Below are 17,616 nucleotides of genomic sequence, written 5' to 3' on the forward strand. Positions count from 1 at the left end.
ATCGGCCAGAGCTAGACTTTTTCCCCGACTAAAATAAAATAGGGGGGAGAATAACTATCGACGATAAGCAGTTTTAAGATTATGGGATTCTTTGACTCAGAAGTGGTTCAACAGGAAGCTAGACAGCTATTTGAGGATTACCAGTCTCTCACACAACTGGGCAGCGAGTACGGGAAATTCGATCGAGAGGGTAAAATAATCTTTATCGATAGGATGGAGGAGTTAATGGAACGCTACAAGATATTTATGAAGCGTTTCGAGTTATCTGAGGATTTTTCCGCCCAAATGACCGTAGAACAGCTAAAAACCCAATTAGGTCAATTTGGTATGACTCCGCAAATGATGTTCGACCAAATGCAGCAAACCCTTGAGCGGATGAAGGCAGAAATTCGCTAAAATTGCCGATATTTATCGGGTATTGGCTGTCTTCTGCCCGATATACTCTCTCGCTGTTTACTGCTCGGAAAATTGGGGTTTCTGCGGGTTTTCGAGAACGATGATCTAATAATTTTAACTAGGTTAGCTGATGAACTCCAGGCCAGATTCAGAAGAAAATATTGAGCCACCTCAGTATAGTGAAAAAACTAACCGCATTCAGGCAATCAGTCAACTGATTAAGGCGATCACCCCGTTAATTTGGGCTATAGTTGTTCTAGTGGTTATCGTGCCTCTTTTAGGGAAAATTTGGCTAGGAACTGCCAGCAATGAACCGTTAAAAACTAAGGTTGCTACCGAAACTAACCTAGAGATTCCCATCACTATACCCGAAAAATCTAACAGTAAAATCGATCAAGAAATTAGCCAAGCTTTACAGACAGCGAGAGCCAATTCTCAAAGCTTTGCCCTAGGAGAAATTGAGGGATGGGTGGAGGAGTTGATGACACGAGTAGATCAGGGTTTTTTGCCTTGGTATTTTAACTATTTCAATCAAAAACAATTTGAGGGTAAGGCCTTTTTAAGCGGATTATACTCCTCGATCGCTCACTGGGTCAATACAGATAATCTACCCCCGGAACAGGTGGTGGCAGAAAATTTGACCAAAACTATTCAAACCGAGTTTACTAAACGGGTAATTCGTCCCCAAGAAGCACAATTACGTCTAGAGAGAATTACTAGGGATGCTGTTAATTTATATGTCAATAATTTAAGCAATGAATTAGAGAATATTCAGGCCAGTTATCAAATTCCCCAAGGTAAATGGGATCGTTATCTTAGCGATATAGCCATAACAATTCAAGATACCGAGGGCAATATTTCTAACACATCAATTAAACTTTTAGTCGGTGGTGCCACTGCTTTGGGAGTTAAATCTCTGATCCCAGTGATGAAAGTGGGCAGCACAGTTTATTTGTCCCTAGCGGGAAAAACGGGGGCGAAAATTGCCACTAAAACCGGTGGAGCAGTAGCGAGTAGTTTTGGGGCAGAATTAATCGATCCAATCGTGGGAATTGGTTTGATAGTTTGGGATTTATGGGACTATCAGCACACGGTAAACATTGAAAAACCGATTCTGCGGGATGCCATTTTTAATTATTTACAAGAAGTCAAATACGATCTAGTCAATGATCATCAGGGTAGCGTCCTTTCGTCTATTTATCAAATTGAAACCAGTGTCAATAAATCCCTAGGCAGAACCTAAATAAAATCATCAAATTCTAACTACGCCACCGTAAAATTTGTGCTTTAATGGGGTTGACAAAATCCCGCTTTTCTGCTTGAGATTTTTCGTATTCTTGTTTGAGGCGATAATACCATTTAGCCTGGGTATCGGCATCATCAATTAACATCAAAGCTGGATGATAACTAAGTCCTTCCTGTTGTTTAATTACCACATCGCGATCCTGTTTGAGGAATTGTAGAGTTAAATAGCGCAAAAGAGGGGTTAAAAATGCCAACCAAGGAATCGTATAGTATAAACTTTGATGGACTTCGCAGTGATTTTCATCGATGGGAGTAATTGCCGTAAAAGCACAGGCCAAATAGCGATCGCCTCGTAGTATTTCTGTACGCACCGAGGGCAATTCAAAAACGATTTCAATCGATACTTTATTACCCAAAATTTTATAGGGTTTCGCACTTACAGGCATATCATAGGGAGCAAGACGAAAACCGAGGGGAACAGGTTCGTATTGTTTTTCCTTGACCCGAAATTTGCGCGGACCGCTGCGCCACCACCAAGAAGTATGAACGTAGGGACCGTGGGCCGGATCCATCAATCCCACCACTGCATGGTCAATATTGCAGTCAAAAGTGATAGTTTCGGCTATTTTGGGGGTAAGTTTGCCAAAATCGGCAATAGTCGGCACAGGGGGCAGATTTTCTCGATTAATTTCTCTTTTTGAGTCTGCCGGAATAAACACCCAAATATGACCTTGTATTTCACGACAGGGATAACTGGTGACACAAATTCTGCTAATATCAAGGCGATCGTGTTCCGTTAATGAGGGGATCTCAGAACAAACGCCATCGCTAGTGTTAAATTTCCAGCCATGATAGCAACAGTACACCCCATCTCCTTCAATCCAACCATGGTGCAGCGGAATGCCACGATGGGGGCAAATATCCCGCAATGCGAACACTTCTCCATCCTCTCTCCTACCGACAACAATCGGTTCACCTAGCATTTTTTTGGCCATTAGCTGACCGGGTTTAAGTTTATTTGCCGGTGTGGCCACATACCAAAAGTCGCGCAGTAAGCTAGTCATAGGGTTTCTCTGGAGAGCTTCGATCGTTCATCCTATCATCAGAGATGAAGGTTATGATCGGGACTAGGGCAGATAATTTATGGACGTAACTGGATTCGAACCAGTGACCCCATCGATGTCAACGATGTACTCTAACCAACTGAGCTATACGTCCGCACGGATTGCTATTATAACACGATTGCTTCTAATTAGGCAAGCCCCTAGTCAATAAATTGATAGCCAATTAACTTATAAATTAACTTGGCAGTGGTAAATTCCGAGACCACCGAATCACTAATCGGGGCCAATTCCATCACATCGCAGCCAATCACCTGATGAGTTTGGAAAAGACGACGGAGAAAGCCTAGGGTTTGATGCCAACTTAACCCCCCCGGTTCAGGTGTTCCCACCCCCGGAATTAAAGCCGGATCTATGCCATCCACATCTATAGTTAAAAATACCTTCTCGGTGGTAATTTTGGCGATCGCTTTTTCGATCCAATCCGCATCCCTGGCGATATCTCGATCCCAAACCACGGGAATCTGCTGTTTAGCGATTAATTCGGCTTCTTCTCGACAAATAGCCCGAATTCCCACGGGTAAGGTCGGTAAACCCATTTCTAACACCCGACGCATCACACAGGCATGGTTATGGTGGGAGCCTTCGTACTCAAAACGCATATCGCCATGGGCATCAATTTGAACCACAGTAAAAGGTTCCGATAAAGCTTGTCGATAAGCTATTACTACTCCCGTAGTAATAGCGTGTTCACCCCCGACGGCGACGACAAATTTATCATCGGCAATTAAACGCGAAACTGTAGCTGTGGTGACGGCTAACATCTCCTCGGCGGACAATTGCGGTTGCTGACGGGTATCGGCGATCGCATCATGGGTATAGATGCCCACTTCTAAACAGGTTTCCCTCTTAAGTTCCTCGTCATAGGCTTCCAATTGTTGGGAAGCGGTAATCACCGCCGCCGGTCCAGTTTCACAACCCTTGCGATAGGTGGTGGTGGCCTCGTAGGGAATCGGCAGGATCACGGCCTTAGCTGTGGCGTAAGTGGCGATCGCTTCACTCCCTAAAAACTGTTCGCTACCGGTGGCGCAAGACAATAACATGGGCAAGTCACAGAAAATTTTAGTTTAGCCTTCTATTGTAAATATTTTGACTATTTTTGTCTATCTCAACTGACTCCAAACGTATCTACTACAATGGCAGAAAACCCTTATCCATCAATGGATACATCCCTCGATTTCTCGATCAAGATTGGTTTCCTGCGGGCGATAATCTGGAAATATAGCCATCAGTTGGGCTGCTTCATACTGCTGTAACAAAAAACAATTATCCCCCGATAGCGATCGCTAAAGGTCGAATAATTATAAATTTTTGTCAAGGGGTGCGGTCAGATATAGGAGTCATCGCTAGAATGAGCCTAGTTGTCAGGAATTTAGTTAAACAAGGTTTTTGGCAATAGGCTAATCTGGCTAACAAGCTTTTGGGGGTGATATAGGGAAAAGTTCTGGTGATAGTTGACCCATATCGTTACGATGCAGAGTTTTATAGAGAAAGTTTCCGTTTTTGACCTTTATTAAGGAGAGCTAAATGTCCGAAGTAACTATTCAAGGGCTTGATAGAAGTGATCTCAATGAGGTGGAGAATCATGCTCTAGATATACTGCTTAACCTCCCGTTGGCTAATTTCAATCAGATTAAGCAAAGGCTAGAACTGGATGTCCCAGGAGTAGTAGGGCGAACTACTTTAGATAAGTTCATTGCCTTCTGCCAGCAAAAAGGTTTGGACTTATCTGAAGCTGGTGTAAATGCCTTCAAAGCTGCTAACGGTCTTGGTAATACTGGTCTCCTTCGAGGTGTGATTGGTCCTCAAACGGCAGGTATTTACTTTGATGTTCTGATGTCCGTAGCTCCTCCACCCAGTGGAGGAAGAAGGATTAACGATGCAGGACTGGAACTTGTAAAAGAATTTGAAGGTTTACATAGCCGAACCTTCCGATCGGGTCCGCGTCGAGGTCAGCTTGTGCCTAATGGCGGTGTAACAGCTTATTTCGATCCTGTAAGAGTGCCAACAATAGGCTGGGGGAATATAGACTCAGTAACAGCTAGGGACGTTGACGTTAAAGTTATTACTCTCCTTGAGGCAGAGAATCTGCTGAGGTCTGATTTAGCGAGTGCTGAAGATGCGGTGAGTGATCTAATCACAGTTCCTCTAAATGACAATGAGTTTTCTGCTTTAGTCAGTTTTACCTTCAACCTTGGTGCAGGTGCGCTTCAAGACTCGACTTTACGTAAACGTTTAAATCGAGGGGACAATCGTGTAAGTATTGCCAATGATGAATTTAGAAAATGGGTGCTGGCTGGTGGCAGAGAATTGCCAGGTCTTGTTCGGAGAAGAAAAGCTGAACGAGATTTGTTCTTGAGCTAAATACAACAGGGAGCATCTCATTTATGCAAGTGAGTAATTATACTTATCCATAAAACTGGTTTCTAGCAATGATGGTGGTGTTCATGATAATCATGCTCACATTGATATAGAAACACCCCAACTCTAAGACCTTTTTGAGCGCGAACTCTATAGCGTAAGAATCACTCATTGCATCATTCAACTTTTATGGAGAAATCAGCTATCGCCGTAGGGTGCGTTCCCTAATGCAACTTCTACCGCTCCACAGATCGATTTTTGGGGAACGCACCATGCACATTGATTGAAGTTGTAAGTCTAGGCGTTGCAGAATCAAGGTATGATACTAAATCCGTTGAGTACAGGCGGCTCTCCCAGGTTTGGTGGGTAAAATGTATTCTAAGATACATTCCTCCTAGCGAGGGGTTGGAATGAACCACAGAGACACAAAGGACACAAAGATCGATCGCTTCTATGGTAAGTTAAGCTGATCACACAGAACCTAGAAGAGCCTACAGGCTAGTTATGAGGAGAGGCAAAAGGCAAGAGGCAAAAGGCAAAAGGCAAAGGGGAATAAATAATCAGTTTTTAATAACCAGATTTAGTATGAATGCCAACTGTGCATCGTATCCAAAAGTTAGTTTGGGTCTAGCGGCAAGATGTAGGCAGAGTAGTCAAGTGAAGTGTCCCATGCCTGAGCCTCACCTTGTATAGAGCCGACAAATGACTTTAGGATACAATGACTGTAAAAGCTAGTAGCCAGTTGGATATATTTGTTATGGCATTAATATCCCGTGTTGTTCACAGTGATCCCGACATTCTAGGGGGAACCCCTGTTTTTGTAGGAACTCGTGTGCCGATGAGAACCCTACTTGATTATCTTGAGGCTGGTGATTCATTAGAAGTATTTCTAGACCATTTTCCCAGTGTCAGTCGAGAACAGGCGATCTCAGCCCTTGAATTAGCAAAGGAAATGTTGACAACCTATGCGAATCCTGCTTGATGAATGCGCCCCACGCCCGTTAAAGCGTGAGCTTGCCGATTACGAGGTATGCACAGTTGTTGAGATGGGATGGTCAGGGAAAAAGAACGGTGAGTTGCTGAGGCTGATGATTCAGGAGGGTTTCACGATTCTCCTCACTACAGATCAAAATTTGCGTTATCAGCAAAATTTACAGCAAACTGGAGTGGCAGTTATTGTTCTTGTAGCAACCAGCAACAAACTTTCTGACTTACTTCCCCTAATGCCAGATGCCTGTAGCGTATTAGATAAAGTCTCTCCAGGAGAAGTGATTGAAGTTGGAGGCTCCTGAAAGTTGTGTTGGCGAAAGCAGCATAACTCCGCATCCCTAGCGATATCTCGATCGCAAATCACGGGAATCTGCTGTTTAGCGATTAATTCCGCTTCTTCTCGACAAATAGCCCGAATTCCCACGGGTAAGGTCGGTAAACCCATTTCTAACACCCGATGCATCACACAGGCGTGGTTATGGTGGGAGCCTTCGTACTCAAAAAGCATATCGCCATGGGCATCAATTTGAACCACCGTAAAAGGTTCCGATCAAGCCTATTAGTAACCTTGTACTACTTCCGTGGTGATAGCGTGTTCACCCCCGACGGCGACGACAAATTTATCATCGGCAATTATTGGTTTCCTGCGGGCGATAATCTGGAAATATAGCCATCAGTTGGGCTGCTCCACACTGCTGTAACAAAAAACAATTATCCCCCGATAGCGATCGCTAAAGGTCGAATAATTGTCAGTTTTTGTCAAGGGGTGCGGTCAGATATAGGAATCATCGCTAGAATGAGCCTAATTGTCAGGAATTTAGTTACACAAGGTTTTTGGCAATAGGCTAATCTGGCTAACAAGCTTTTGGGGGTGATATAGGGAAAAGTTCTGGCGATAGTTGACCCATATCGTTACTCTGGAGAGTTTTATACAGAAAGTTGACCTATAATATGTAGTGATGTTTTCAAGAGAAGAGAAGAAAGAAATGTTATCAACACTTCTAAGTAAAGCTGTACAAAAAGCTCAAGAACTGCCAGAAGCAATTCAAGACGAACTGGCAGAGCAGTTTATTGAAGACATCGAAAATGAAATCAAATGGCAAGAAACATTATCTAAACCCCAAGACAGCTTAATTCTCAAAGAACTTGCTCAGAAAGCTATTGCGGATTCAGAAAACGGACAGACTGAAGAAATGGGATTTGATGATCTATGAAGTCGTAACTAAATCCAGATTTCGTCGGCTTATTTCAACAGCTACCAGAAAGAGTGAAAAGAACAGCCAGAAAAAATTACAAGTTATGGAAAGATAACCCAAGTCATCCAAGCTTAGAATTTAAGGAGGTCAATCAAGAAGACCAGATCTGGTCAATCAGAGTCGGTATAGGTTGGAGAGCGCAAGGGAAGAATCAAGAATAAGAATGTAATTGTTTGGTTTTGGATAGGCTCTCACCCAGAGTATGACAAATTGTTAAAGAAGTTGTGAACCAAGAAACCTAACAAATCACCGCACCCGAAATAATAGTGAAATTTTGTGAAAAAGTGCAGTCATATCTAAGAATCTTTGCTACAATTCCGGAAAGCTTCCGTGATAAGTTTCCTTAAAGGAGATTGTTTGCAGTAAGCTAATCTGGCTAACACGCTTTTGGGGGTGATATAGGGAGCTAGTATGAGTAATACTGAGATAACTGCTTATTTGGATAGGCTTTTGAAATTGTATGAGGAAAAACTTAATCGTTTTCGACTGTCGTTAGCTCTACTATTAGTCGGCACACTTGTTTTCTTCTTCCTAATTTTCTTTCCATATATAACTCTTTTGGGCAACCAAGAAGCTTGTCGAAAAAATACTCAATGTACTAAACCTGAAAAATCTAAACTAGAAGATCGCTTATCAGAAATTACAACTAGCTGGGGCAAAGTACCCATATCAACTGCTGAAGTGACTGCTCTTTTTCCAGTAGGGGTTGCTTGTGGCTTTGTTGTTGTGACAGCACAGTTACAAGGATTAACACGTCTGCGTCGAGCAATTACTCAACAATTAGAAGCTTCCAGTAATTACATAGATGTTACTTTAATCTCTTCGGGTCTAATTCCCCGCCGCTCGCGGCGTACAATAGAAAAATGAGTGAATACATCCATAAGAGCCATAATGTAAGTGTTTTGCTATATCATTTAGTGTTCCCAGCCAAATATCGTAAAGCCGTTTTCGACGAACAGGTAGATAGCTTGTTGAAAGAAGTCTGTCTAGAGATGGAAAAACGATACGAGATAAAGTTTGTAGAAATTGGAGTGGATAAAGATCATGTGCATTTTCTGGTGCAATCAGTACCGACCTATAGTGTGACAAGGATAGTGACAATGATTAAAAGTATAACGGCGAGAGAAATTTTCAAAAAGTGTCCTCAAGTGAAAAAGCAGTTGTGGGGAGGAGAGTTTTGGAGTGATGGATATTACGCAAGTACGGTAGGAAAGCATGGGGATGAAGGTATGATAGCGAGATATGTAAAAGAACAAGATAAAGAATACCTGCAGCTACACCAAAATCTACAATTGAGTCTATTTTGATTCTGATACCCCGTCCGCTTGCGGCGGGGTAGTTCATTTGCTCCTCTTCTGATTGACCCTAAAAGTGGTTGGGTAGATCGGATGGCAGGAGTAACAATACTATTATTTCCCTTTTGTGTCTTTATATACTCAAGCGTAAAAATATTAACTCGCCTTGAAGTACTTAAAAATAAGCTCCCTTATATTCAAGCTGCAAGATTTTATTATTTGATTTATTTTCTAAGTGCATTTACAGCTATTTATACCTTAGTAAGGTTATCTTTTCTTTTCCCGCGAAGAAACAAGAATGCACGTTCATGTTCATTGTGCAGAAGGAGAAGCTAAATTTTGGCTGGAACCACAAATTGAATTAGCTCGTAATTATAACCTATCTCGAAAACAACTTCAAGCGATAGAAACTATTATTGAGGAACGACAAAATGAACTTAGAAATGCTTGGACAAAACACTTCTCAAGCTGAAGTAACTCATATTTCTTCCCATGGAATATGGATTCTGGCAAACGATGAAGAAATGTTTCTTTCCTATCAAGATTTTCCTTGGTTTGAAGATGTCCCTATTAGACAAATTTTAAATATACAAGAGCCTTTTCCTAATCATTTTTATTGGCCAGATTTAGATGTAGATTTAAGCAAAGAAATTATTAAAAATCCTGAGATATTTCCCTTAAAAGCTAAATCCTAGTGCGATGCCAAAGGCACTGCGTAGCAGATCGCCGATCTTGTAGGGTGCGTTCCCTAATGCAACTTCTACCGCTCCAGCGATCGATTTTTGGGGAACACACCATGCACATTGATTGAAGTTGTAAGTCTAGGCTTTGCAGAATCAAGGTATGAATGCCAACTGTGCATCGTATCCAAAAGTTAGTTTGGGTCTAGGTTTTAAAAATCCCACAAGAGAAGATTCATATCTCAAATCAGCAACGCCATGCAACGCATTTTAACCTTCGATTCTAATTTTTTCTTTTATCGAATTAACGATTCCGAAGCATTTGATATGATCGATCTATACAATTGATAGATTTAAATGATGTTGATCATGGAATAATTCCGATTTAATCGTTTCTAACTAATAAGATTGAGATGCTCTGTTTACTCACTTAAATTAGCAGTTTCTAGCCATTTTTTACCCATTTCAATGGGAATACCGAGGGGAGGACAGAGAATTTTAATTAATTCAATTCCTCCCGTGATTAAAATGCTTCTTAGGCGAGAATTTTTCTTGATTTCTGCGTCAACTTGTGCGACAAAAGTTTGTTTTTCAATTTCGGTATTAGTGGGATAAGTTTGGGTGAGTTGGCTGATAAGTTGTTGGATTTCTTGGGTGGCTTCGGCTAAATTTTGGGGTGTGGCGTAATTATGAATAATGCCATCACCCTGTTCAATAATTTGCACGTTTTGGGGTTGAACAATGTTGTATTTAGAGCCTTGAGTATTTTCTGACATAGGTGTTTCTGAAGTTAAGTTATTTATTAACACTATAGCATCCATAATAGAGGATTGAACATCGAGATCATTTTCTGCTTCTAAGGCCTGACATAGGAGAGGAATTATTGATTCATTACCCATTTTTCCAAAACATTCAGCGGCTTTTTTTCGCATTTGAGCATCGGAATGTTTTAGCCTTTTAGAAAAAGTTTCGATAACTATCCGCAAATATTCAGGATTTAGTGTCATTCTAGCTTAGATTTTAGCGTAATTTGAGCCGATTTTGCCTATAGCATCGGTGGCACTAAGACGCACACTATCTTCTTCGTCAGATAAAGCATTAATTAAGGCAGGAATAGCTTCTTCTAAACCAATTTCTCCGAGGGATTTTGCCGCATTTGTTCGTACTTCAGGAGATGGATCTTGTTGTAATGCTTTTATGAGACAGTTGATCGTTTTTTCAGAGCTAATTTGTCCTAATGCTTCTGCTGCACTACTGCGAATTTTATCGTTAGGTTCTTCTAATGCTTTAATTAGTGCCTTAATCGATTTTTCAGAGTTAATTTGTGCTAACCCATGTCCAGCAAAATAGACTATTTGAATGTCTTTATCTTTCAATGAATTAACTAAGGGAGGAATAGCATCTTCAGAGCAAGTTTTTCCGAGAGATTGTACAGCGGACAGACGAACAGATGGTTCTGGATCGTGGTTTAATAATTCAATGAGATGTAAAATGGCTTGAGTTCCACCAATTTGACCGAGGGCTTCTGCTGTTGCTGTACGGATAGTAGGATTAGAATCGGTGAGGGTAGATACTAATTTAGGGATAGCGACTTCACTGCTAATTTTCCCTAAAGCCTGGATGACTTTTAAGCGAACATTGATGTGGCTGTCATCTAAATGATTAGCTAAGGCTGGGATAGCAGTTTCTTCTCCAATTTTTCCCAATGATTCTGCGGCTTTAGCGCGAATTTCGGGGTGGTTATCATCTAATTTTTTAGCGATGGCGCTAATTGCTATTTGGGTGTAACTAGGTGTTTGAATCATAGATTGCTTTGGTTCATCACATCAAGTATAGTGTATTTTTAATCTTTTTCCCCTGTTCGTAGTGACGACTTCAGTCGTCCCTGATTATAACTGTACTTTATAAGCAGGATTTGGTATAACTACATCAATTGATTCTCCCTCAGAATCAAAAATCTCTAAAACATAACCTTCTTCACCTCCAGTAGGATGGGGAACAATATCAACGAGAGTTCCTACCTCTCCTTTTTTCAGATTGTATTCTGGAAAGTCGCAGTTTAAAGAAACTTCTTGATAGAGTTTAGTCATTTATTTTATTCATTCCGAGTTGTTTTTTAGCATCTTCCCAAGTAATTCTTTGTCCTGATTGATCCTGTTGAATCGCTTCAGATAGGATTTCGGTAAACTCTTTGTCTTGTAAAATATCAAGAGTTTCTAACCAAGATTCAATTTGAGCATAATTCAGGGCCACCATAATGGGTTGACCTTCTTTGGTAATAATAATAGGTTCGTCAGTCATTTGCTCAGACCATTCAACCAGCTTTTGTCCTGTTTCAGTAATGTTTAGATATTTAGTCATGTCAGCAATTAAAATTTATCAAAAAAATCGGGTTTAAAACCTCGCCTTTTAAAGCGAAAAGTTTTCGGTATTTCTGCAAATCTGAGATGCACCCGCTTAAGCACAACTACGAACTAGAATCCTGAATCTGTCCATCACCTTTTTCAATAATCTGGACGTTTTTGGCATGGATAGTATATTTAGATTCTGACTTGACTGGAGATTGATTAGATAATTTTTGACCATCCTCTGCAAGTTTAGTTTCTACTTTTTGAATCATAGCTGCAAATTCCGATTGGCGGTGTAAGTCGATATTGAGAAGATTCATATCCTTAAGAATGTTGGTTAGATTATCAATATTGCCCCTGATTTCATCATATAAGTTTAATGTCGCCATGATACTATGAGTTTTAGCTAAATCAATTTCTTTGTATTTTGCTTGTAGTTTTGCTTTTTCGTCTTCCCAATATTTCAGGTAGTCTATGCGCTCGAAGTCTTTATGAATTCTGGCATCTGGTAAAATAATCGGGAATATTCTTTGATAAAAGTCACCATTTCTGGCAATTTCTACTAATTCAAACATACAGTTTTCTGATTTTAAGTATCTATCGCTGATGACGACGACGACACATTTCCCCTGTCCAATTTGCTGCATGAAGTTTTTGATGGAGTCTTTATAGCTGGTGTGGGTTTTATCCCGAATAATCTCAATTCCTTTAGCGGCAAATGCTTGGACGAGTTGATTAGCCATTTCGTTGCTGTCTTCTTGCCAGTTGTAGGAGATGTAAACTTGTTGATTCATGGGTTGGGAGAGGGGGTGATAGTATTTAAGTTTGTTTTGAATTATTTCTAGTGCTTCTCTAGCTAATGTGACAGAATCAGGATTTTTCAGGCATTTGATAAGTTCAGTCATCGCTGTTTCTGTGCCAATCTTACCCAAAGCCTCGACTGCGTTCCAATAAACATCCTCATCATAGTCTTCTAAAGCCTTGAGTAACCCCGGAATCGCTGTTTCCGAGCCAATCTTACCCAAAGCCTCGGCTGCCTTCCCACGAACATACCCATTCTCATTAGAGTCTTCTAAAGCCTTAAGTAACTCCGGAATGGCTGTTTCTGAGCCAATATTACCCAAGACGAAGGCTGCGTTCCTACCAGACCAATCCCAATCATAAGAGTCTTCTAAAGCCTTGAGTAACTCCGGAATGGCTGTTTCTGAGCCAATTTTACCCAAAGCCTCGGCTGCCTTCATACGAAGATACTGATCAGAGTCTTCTAAAGCCTTGAGTAACCCCGCAATGGCTGTTTCTGAGCCAATTTCACCCAAAGCGAAGGCTGCCTTCCAACGAACATACTCATCAGAGTTTTCTAAAACCTTGAGTAACTCCGGGATGGCTGTTTCTGTGCCAATCTTACCCAAAGCCTCGGCTGCCTTCCCACGAACATCTTTTTTAGAGTGTTCTAAAGCCTTGAGTAACCCCGGAATGGCTGTTTCTGAGCCAATCTTACCCAAAGCCTCGGCTGCGTTCCAACGAACCAACACACCAGAGTCTTCTAAAGCCTTGAGTAACCCAGGAATGGCTGTTTCTGAGCCAATATTACCCAAAGCCTCGGCTGCGTTACTACGAACATACCAATCAGAGTCTTCTAAAGCTTTGAGTAATCCCGGAATGGCTGTTTCTGAGCCAATTTCACCCAAAGCCTCGGCTGCGTTCCTACGAACATCATAATCAGAGTCTTCTAAAGCCTTGAGTAACCCCGGAATGGCTGTTTCCGAGCCAATATTACCCAAAGCGAAGGCTGCGTACCCACGAACAACCCCATCAGAGTCTTTTAAAGCTTGACTTAACTCATTAATAACTTGATTAGACTTTGTTAATCCCAATAACTCCACCTTAAACCGTTTCGGTACATCCAACCCAAGCACTAACCCCACTGTCTGCTTTTGAAACTTAAAGTTGACTTCTCCTGCTAACCTTGCTCCTAGTTTTAAATCAATCTCTAACCCTAATTTAACCACCCGTTTTGCTTGGGTTTCATTATCCAATAACCCCAGCAGCAACGCCATAGGTTCCGTCCATTTGAGATAATTCAAATAGTCCCACTGTAACTGCTCATCACTGAGATGGGGTAACTTTTTCTTTAATTCCTCAGCCGTGTAATACTCTTGAATCAGTTGATGGCGAAAAGCAATTTTATCATTACCTTCTAGGTGAATTAGATGATATTTCAATAAATCCTTTAACCACTGCTTACTGTAATATTCTGGGAATCCTTTATTTTTGATAAATTTGCTTAATTCTTCCTCTGCTTCTGTTCGGGAAATGGCCACCTGAATCTCAGTTTTTGACTCCCCTTGGGTCATTTTCCACGCTAATACTTGCAGCAATTCTCGCCACCAATCCCGGGATTCTTGGTAAGTAGTAACATCTGCTTTTAATTTCTTGTCATAAATTCCTGTAAAAATCTGGAAAACTAAGCCCAAATTAGCAGGAATTTTGTTCTGATTATTATCAAAAACTGAACAAAGCATCCACAAAAGCAGGGGGGTTTCTGCCAATTCCTTGAGACGATTTCCCAACTGTTTAAGCATTTCTTCGCCTTTTTCAGGCAAATAGGCCTTGACAAAATCCCGCATCTGTGGTTCAGTCAGGGGGAGCATTTCCAGCTTTTTTTCAATGTTTAAGTCGTCGCTGCCTAAATCCCTTGTAGTGAAAATCATCGAAATTTCTGCATACTGCTGGCGAAAGTTTTTTAAATCTCGTCGTGCAGGATCTGAGGGCAATTCATTGATACCATCAAATAATAATAATGGTCTAAAATTATGATTTTCTAACAGCCAACTTTCTAGGGTATTACTATCAATAATTAATTTATGGCGTTTCAGGAATTGTAAAATTAAATCAAGAATTGAGGTTTCATACAAGCGTAATTCGATGAGAATGGGAATTTGAATGATTTTAGCCTGACTTTGTTGATTTAGGCGCAAGCTTTGGGCCTCTACGGATTCTTCTAATAATAATCTGGCTAAAGCGGTCGATTTTCCTGAACCGGGACGACCTTTTAAAAGAACGTGAACGTGATTAGCGGCATACTTGCGTAAACCATCTAAAACTGTGAATCTTTCGGTTTTTTCTGGTCTTTCTGGTCTTTCCTGCGGGTTTTCCCGTTCTTTTTCAATCGTCTGCACCCATAAATCCCTTAGCAAAGGTGCAGTTTTCGACGGGCGTGTTTTTCCCTCTACGTCCGTGAGGGTGTAAAATGTCTCCCACTGGGCGTACTTTTCCGAGATTGATTCGAGATAGGGAGTCCAGTCAATCATTGATGCTGTCTGTTAGTTCGAGAAGAAACCCTGATTAAACTTGCGGCTCTCTTGGATTTGGTGGGTAAAATGTATTCTAAGATACAGTCCTCCTAGCGAGGGGGTGGAAGGAACCACAAAGACACAGAGGACACAAAGGAAAGATCGATCCTATAGTTAAGTTAAGCTGATCACACAGAACCTAGAAGAGCCAACTTCTAATATTTTAATTGTAGGCTAAGAAGATTTGGTCATGACTTACAAGATAGAATCGGAGTAGAGGTTATCTTATTTTTGTTTTCCTAATTGTTGGGCCTTATAAAAAGTTTCTAAACTGTCACTATCCCCGACAAAACGCCAGTGCCAAGGTTCATAACTAATACCCTGGGGATTATTTTCGGGGAAAGATAACTCGAAACTATACTGAGCGGCGTTATTTTGCAACCAACGAAAAGCGGCAGTATTAGCAAAACTAAGATTTAAATTCGTTGCGGGAGTGCGACCATCGCCAATATCGATCGCATAACCGGTATGATGTTCGCTGTAACCCGGAGGTGCGCTCACTTCTGCTCGTTTGCGGGTTTCCTGATTGCGTTGTTTTTTAACTTCAAAAAAGAGCTTTTCTTGGGTTGCTTTCGATCGAAATGCGGAAATCGGCATTAAAATCACCCCCGACCTTCTCGCGTCACTCTGCATCTGGATAAAAGCCTTGGCTGCTGCTTTCCTTAAACGCATACCACCATCCCCAGTAATAGGGGCTAATTCCGTCTCTGGAGCCTCTTGATAGGGTAAATGACCTAGAATGTTCTCAATGGGGCTAGGAGTGGCTTTAATCAGGGGGGAGGGGTTAATAACCGGTTTTTTTACGGTAGCAGGGGGACGATTCAAGACTGCTATGGCAATTAGGCCGGTTCCCACCAGAGCAAGTAAACCGCTTGCGATCGCTATAAGACCATTAGGATTAGTAGTTTTTCTGTACTGGCTGTCCCGCAAAGCTTCGGGAATATCATCGATCGGTTTCACGGTTTACTTGCCCTCCTGCACGATAATTACATTATTCCCCGGCCACTCCATCTTGACGAGCAGCGTGTTGAACGGCGGCGGCCACAGCCGTAACTACACGACTATCAAAAACCGAGGGAATAATATTCTCTCGATCAAGATTAGCAGGATTGATCAAAGAAGCGATCGCTTTGGCCGCTTCCAGATACATATTATCGGTGATGGCCCTAGCGCGACAGTCCAAGGCCCCGCGAAATAATCCGGGGAAAGCGAGAACGTTATTAATCTGATTGGGATAATCACTGCGTCCGGTAGCCACCACGGCCACTAAATCATTGATTAATTCCGGTTGAATTTCGGGAATCGGATTAGCCATGGCAAAGACGATCGCATTTTTAGCCATTCCCTTAACCATTTCGGGAGTCAATACCCCCGGTGCGCTCACTCCCAAGAAAACATCAGCGCCTTTAAGAGCATCCCCTAGCTTACCACTGGCAGCCACGGCCCAAGCTTGTTTTTCTGGGGTTAAATCGTCCCGGTTTTGGGAGAGGATACCAAGGGAATCACAGAGGGTTATATCTGTAGCTCCTGCGGTTTTAAAGAGAGTAGCGATGGCGATACCCGCTGCACCTGCACCATTAATGACGATTTTGGCTGTATCAAGCGATTTTTTGACTAATTTGAGGGCATTAATCAGGGCAGCCAGGGAAACGATCGCTGTACCATGTTGATCATCGTGGAAAACGGGAATATTTAATTCCGCTCGCAGACGTTTCTCAATTTCAAAACAGCGTGGAGCGCCGATATCCTCTAGGTTAATACCCCCAAAAACCGGAGCGATTCTTTTGACGGTTGCGATGATTTCTTCGGGGTCTTGGGTGGCTAAACAGATGGGAAAAGCATCAATTCCGGCGAATTCCTTGAATAACATCGCTTTCCCTTCCATTACTGGTAGGGCAGCCTCTGGCCCGAGATTTCCTAATCCTAATACCGCGCTACCATCGGTCACTACAGCGACGGTGTTACCCTTGATGGTCAATGAGTACACTTGTTCGGGTTCGTGGGCGATAGCGGTGCAGATGCGACCAACTCCGGGGGTGTAGGCCATGGCCAGGTCATCTTGGGAGGTGAGGGGAATACGACTTTCAATGGAGATTTTACCCCGACGATGGAGATCGAAGGTGCGATCGGAAACTTTGAGCAGTTTAACATCCGGTAGAGCTTTAACCGCAGCGATAATCTGTTCCGCTTGGTCGGTACTAGCGGCATCAACCATAATCTCGCGGGTGCTAATCTTTAAATTGCGTTCGATCAGAGAAATTTGCCCTAAATTCCCCCCGACATCGGCGATCGCATTGAGGACAGAAGCGAAGGTTCCCGCTTGATTGGGGATTTCTATCTTGAGACTTAAACTATAGCTAGGATTGGGCGTTAAATGAACCATGCTGAAGGCTTCCAATACTGATAAATATTGATTATCTTCTATCTGTGAAGGACTTTGGTATCTAATCGTGCAGTTTCTTTAGCTATTATGATATCTGTGGTCATAATACCAGTGGGAGCGAGGGAGTCACACTAGATACTGTTTAAAAGGTGTGGGGTGTGGGGTGTGTAGGGTGTGGGGTGTGGGGT

At 42.0% G+C, this 17,616-nt stretch carries 19 protein-coding genes, 1 tRNA gene and 2 pseudogenes; 11 read left to right on the forward strand and 11 right to left on the reverse strand.

Annotated features, from left to right (window positions below; all coding sequences use genetic code 11):
• Positions 1-81: 81 nt before the first annotated feature.
• Both IQ224_RS00735 and IQ224_RS00740 read left to right on the forward strand, forming a co-directional pair.
• Positions 82-396 (forward strand): DUF1825 family protein, encoded by a 315-nt coding sequence (locus IQ224_RS00735; protein ID WP_002738222.1) that lies wholly within the window; start codon positions 82-84, stop codon positions 394-396.
• 130 nt (positions 397-526) lie between these two features.
• A complete protein-coding gene (locus IQ224_RS00740; RefSeq protein ID WP_194032359.1) occupies positions 527-1,639 on the forward strand; it encodes a hypothetical protein in 1,113 nt (370 codons plus the stop codon).
• A gap of 16 nt (positions 1,640-1,655) precedes the next feature.
• Here IQ224_RS00740 and IQ224_RS00745 read toward each other — a convergent pair whose 3' ends face one another.
• The 3 genes from IQ224_RS00745 to speB form a co-directional block, all read right to left on the reverse strand.
• Complete coding sequence (locus IQ224_RS00745; protein WP_002735996.1) at positions 1,656-2,705, reverse strand: Rieske 2Fe-2S domain-containing protein; 1,050 nt, start codon at positions 2,703-2,705, stop codon at positions 1,656-1,658.
• Positions 2,706-2,785: 80 nt separating this feature from the next.
• A tRNA-Val gene (locus tag IQ224_RS00750) sits at positions 2,786-2,859 on the reverse strand.
• A 46-nt stretch (positions 2,860-2,905) separates the two neighbouring features.
• Positions 2,906-3,805, reverse strand: a complete 900-nt coding sequence (gene speB / locus IQ224_RS00755; protein ID WP_194032360.1) for an agmatinase — start codon at positions 3,803-3,805, stop codon at positions 2,906-2,908.
• A gap of 484 nt (positions 3,806-4,289) precedes the next feature.
• Between speB and IQ224_RS00760 the strand changes: the two genes are divergently transcribed.
• From IQ224_RS00760 to IQ224_RS00770, 3 genes are all read left to right on the forward strand, one after another.
• On the forward strand, positions 4,290-5,126 hold the full coding sequence (locus IQ224_RS00760) for a lysozyme (protein ID WP_002750346.1): 837 nt from the start codon (positions 4,290-4,292) through the stop codon (positions 5,124-5,126).
• Between the two features lie 715 nt (positions 5,127-5,841).
• Positions 5,842-6,105, forward strand: coding sequence for a DUF433 domain-containing protein (locus IQ224_RS00765; protein ID WP_084990057.1), 264 nt, complete (start codon positions 5,842-5,844; stop codon positions 6,103-6,105).
• The gene (locus IQ224_RS00770; RefSeq protein WP_084990056.1) at positions 6,089-6,415 is read left to right on the forward strand and encodes a DUF5615 family PIN-like protein; all 327 of its coding nucleotides are present in this window, start codon (positions 6,089-6,091) and stop codon (positions 6,413-6,415) included. Before IQ224_RS00765 ends, IQ224_RS00770 begins: the two co-directional genes overlap by 17 nt.
• Positions 6,416-6,447: 32 nt before the next feature.
• Here IQ224_RS00770 and IQ224_RS00775 read toward each other — a convergent pair.
• Positions 6,448-6,750, reverse strand: a pseudogene (locus IQ224_RS00775) (arginase family protein); the annotation flags it as partial.
• 349 nt (positions 6,751-7,099) lie between these two features.
• Here IQ224_RS00775 and IQ224_RS00780 point away from each other — a divergent pair.
• From IQ224_RS00780 to IQ224_RS00800, 6 genes and pseudogenes are all read left to right on the forward strand, one after another.
• Positions 7,100-7,327, forward strand: a complete 228-nt coding sequence (locus IQ224_RS00780) for a hypothetical protein (protein WP_002744072.1) — start codon at positions 7,100-7,102, stop codon at positions 7,325-7,327.
• Between the two features lie 53 nt (positions 7,328-7,380).
• A pseudogene (locus IQ224_RS23710) lies at positions 7,381-7,597 on the forward strand (hypothetical protein).
• Between the two features lie 183 nt (positions 7,598-7,780).
• Positions 7,781-8,236 carry a hypothetical protein gene (locus IQ224_RS00785; protein ID WP_228036045.1) on the forward strand — a complete coding sequence of 152 codons (456 nt, stop codon included), beginning with the start codon at positions 7,781-7,783 and terminating at the stop codon, positions 8,234-8,236.
• Positions 8,233-8,676, forward strand: coding sequence for an IS200/IS605 family transposase (gene tnpA / locus IQ224_RS00790; protein ID WP_002740761.1), 444 nt, complete (start codon positions 8,233-8,235; stop codon positions 8,674-8,676). Before IQ224_RS00785 ends, tnpA begins: the two co-directional genes overlap by 4 nt.
• A 286-nt stretch (positions 8,677-8,962) precedes the next feature.
• Complete coding sequence (locus tag IQ224_RS00795) at positions 8,963-9,136, forward strand: DUF4160 domain-containing protein (protein WP_002744071.1); 174 nt, start codon at positions 8,963-8,965, stop codon at positions 9,134-9,136.
• The gene (locus IQ224_RS00800; RefSeq protein WP_036400951.1) at positions 9,096-9,359 is read left to right on the forward strand and encodes a DUF2442 domain-containing protein; all 264 of its coding nucleotides are present in this window, start codon (positions 9,096-9,098) and stop codon (positions 9,357-9,359) included. Before IQ224_RS00795 ends, IQ224_RS00800 begins: the two co-directional genes overlap by 41 nt.
• Positions 9,360-9,766: 407 nt before the next feature.
• Here the strand turns inward: IQ224_RS00800 and IQ224_RS00805 are convergent, their stop codons facing one another.
• From IQ224_RS00805 to IQ224_RS00835, 7 genes are all read right to left on the reverse strand, one after another.
• Entirely contained in the window at positions 9,767-10,351 is a 585-nt protein-coding gene (locus IQ224_RS00805; protein ID WP_002744069.1) for a HEAT repeat domain-containing protein, read from the reverse strand.
• A 6-nt stretch (positions 10,352-10,357) separates the two neighbouring features.
• On the reverse strand, positions 10,358-11,149 hold the full coding sequence (locus IQ224_RS00810) for a HEAT repeat domain-containing protein (protein ID WP_194032361.1): 792 nt from the start codon (positions 11,147-11,149) through the stop codon (positions 10,358-10,360).
• Between the two features lie 84 nt (positions 11,150-11,233).
• A complete protein-coding gene (locus IQ224_RS00815) occupies positions 11,234-11,434 on the reverse strand; it encodes a DUF4926 domain-containing protein (RefSeq protein WP_194032362.1) in 201 nt (66 codons plus the stop codon).
• Positions 11,427-11,705, reverse strand: a complete 279-nt coding sequence (locus IQ224_RS00820) for a type II toxin-antitoxin system Phd/YefM family antitoxin (RefSeq protein WP_194032363.1) — start codon at positions 11,703-11,705, stop codon at positions 11,427-11,429. Before IQ224_RS00820 ends, IQ224_RS00815 begins: the two co-directional genes overlap by 8 nt.
• A gap of 106 nt (positions 11,706-11,811) precedes the next feature.
• A complete protein-coding gene (locus tag IQ224_RS00825) occupies positions 11,812-15,003 on the reverse strand; it encodes a HEAT repeat domain-containing protein (RefSeq protein WP_194032364.1) in 3,192 nt (1,063 codons plus the stop codon).
• 267 nt (positions 15,004-15,270) lie between these two features.
• Positions 15,271-16,005: a M15 family metallopeptidase gene (locus tag IQ224_RS00830; RefSeq protein WP_193956388.1), complete on the reverse strand. Its 735-nt coding sequence runs from the start codon at positions 16,003-16,005 to the stop codon at positions 15,271-15,273.
• A 31-nt stretch (positions 16,006-16,036) separates the two neighbouring features.
• Positions 16,037-17,428 carry an NAD-dependent malic enzyme gene (locus tag IQ224_RS00835; protein ID WP_194032365.1) on the reverse strand — a complete coding sequence of 464 codons (1,392 nt, stop codon included), beginning with the start codon at positions 17,426-17,428 and terminating at the stop codon, positions 16,037-16,039.
• Between the last annotated feature and the right edge of the window lie 188 nt (positions 17,429-17,616).

It is taken from the genome of Microcystis sp. LEGE 00066 (genome assembly GCF_015207925.1).
In the GTDB taxonomy this organism is placed as follows: Bacteria; Cyanobacteriota; Cyanobacteriia; order Cyanobacteriales; family Microcystaceae; genus Microcystis; species Microcystis ichthyoblabe_A.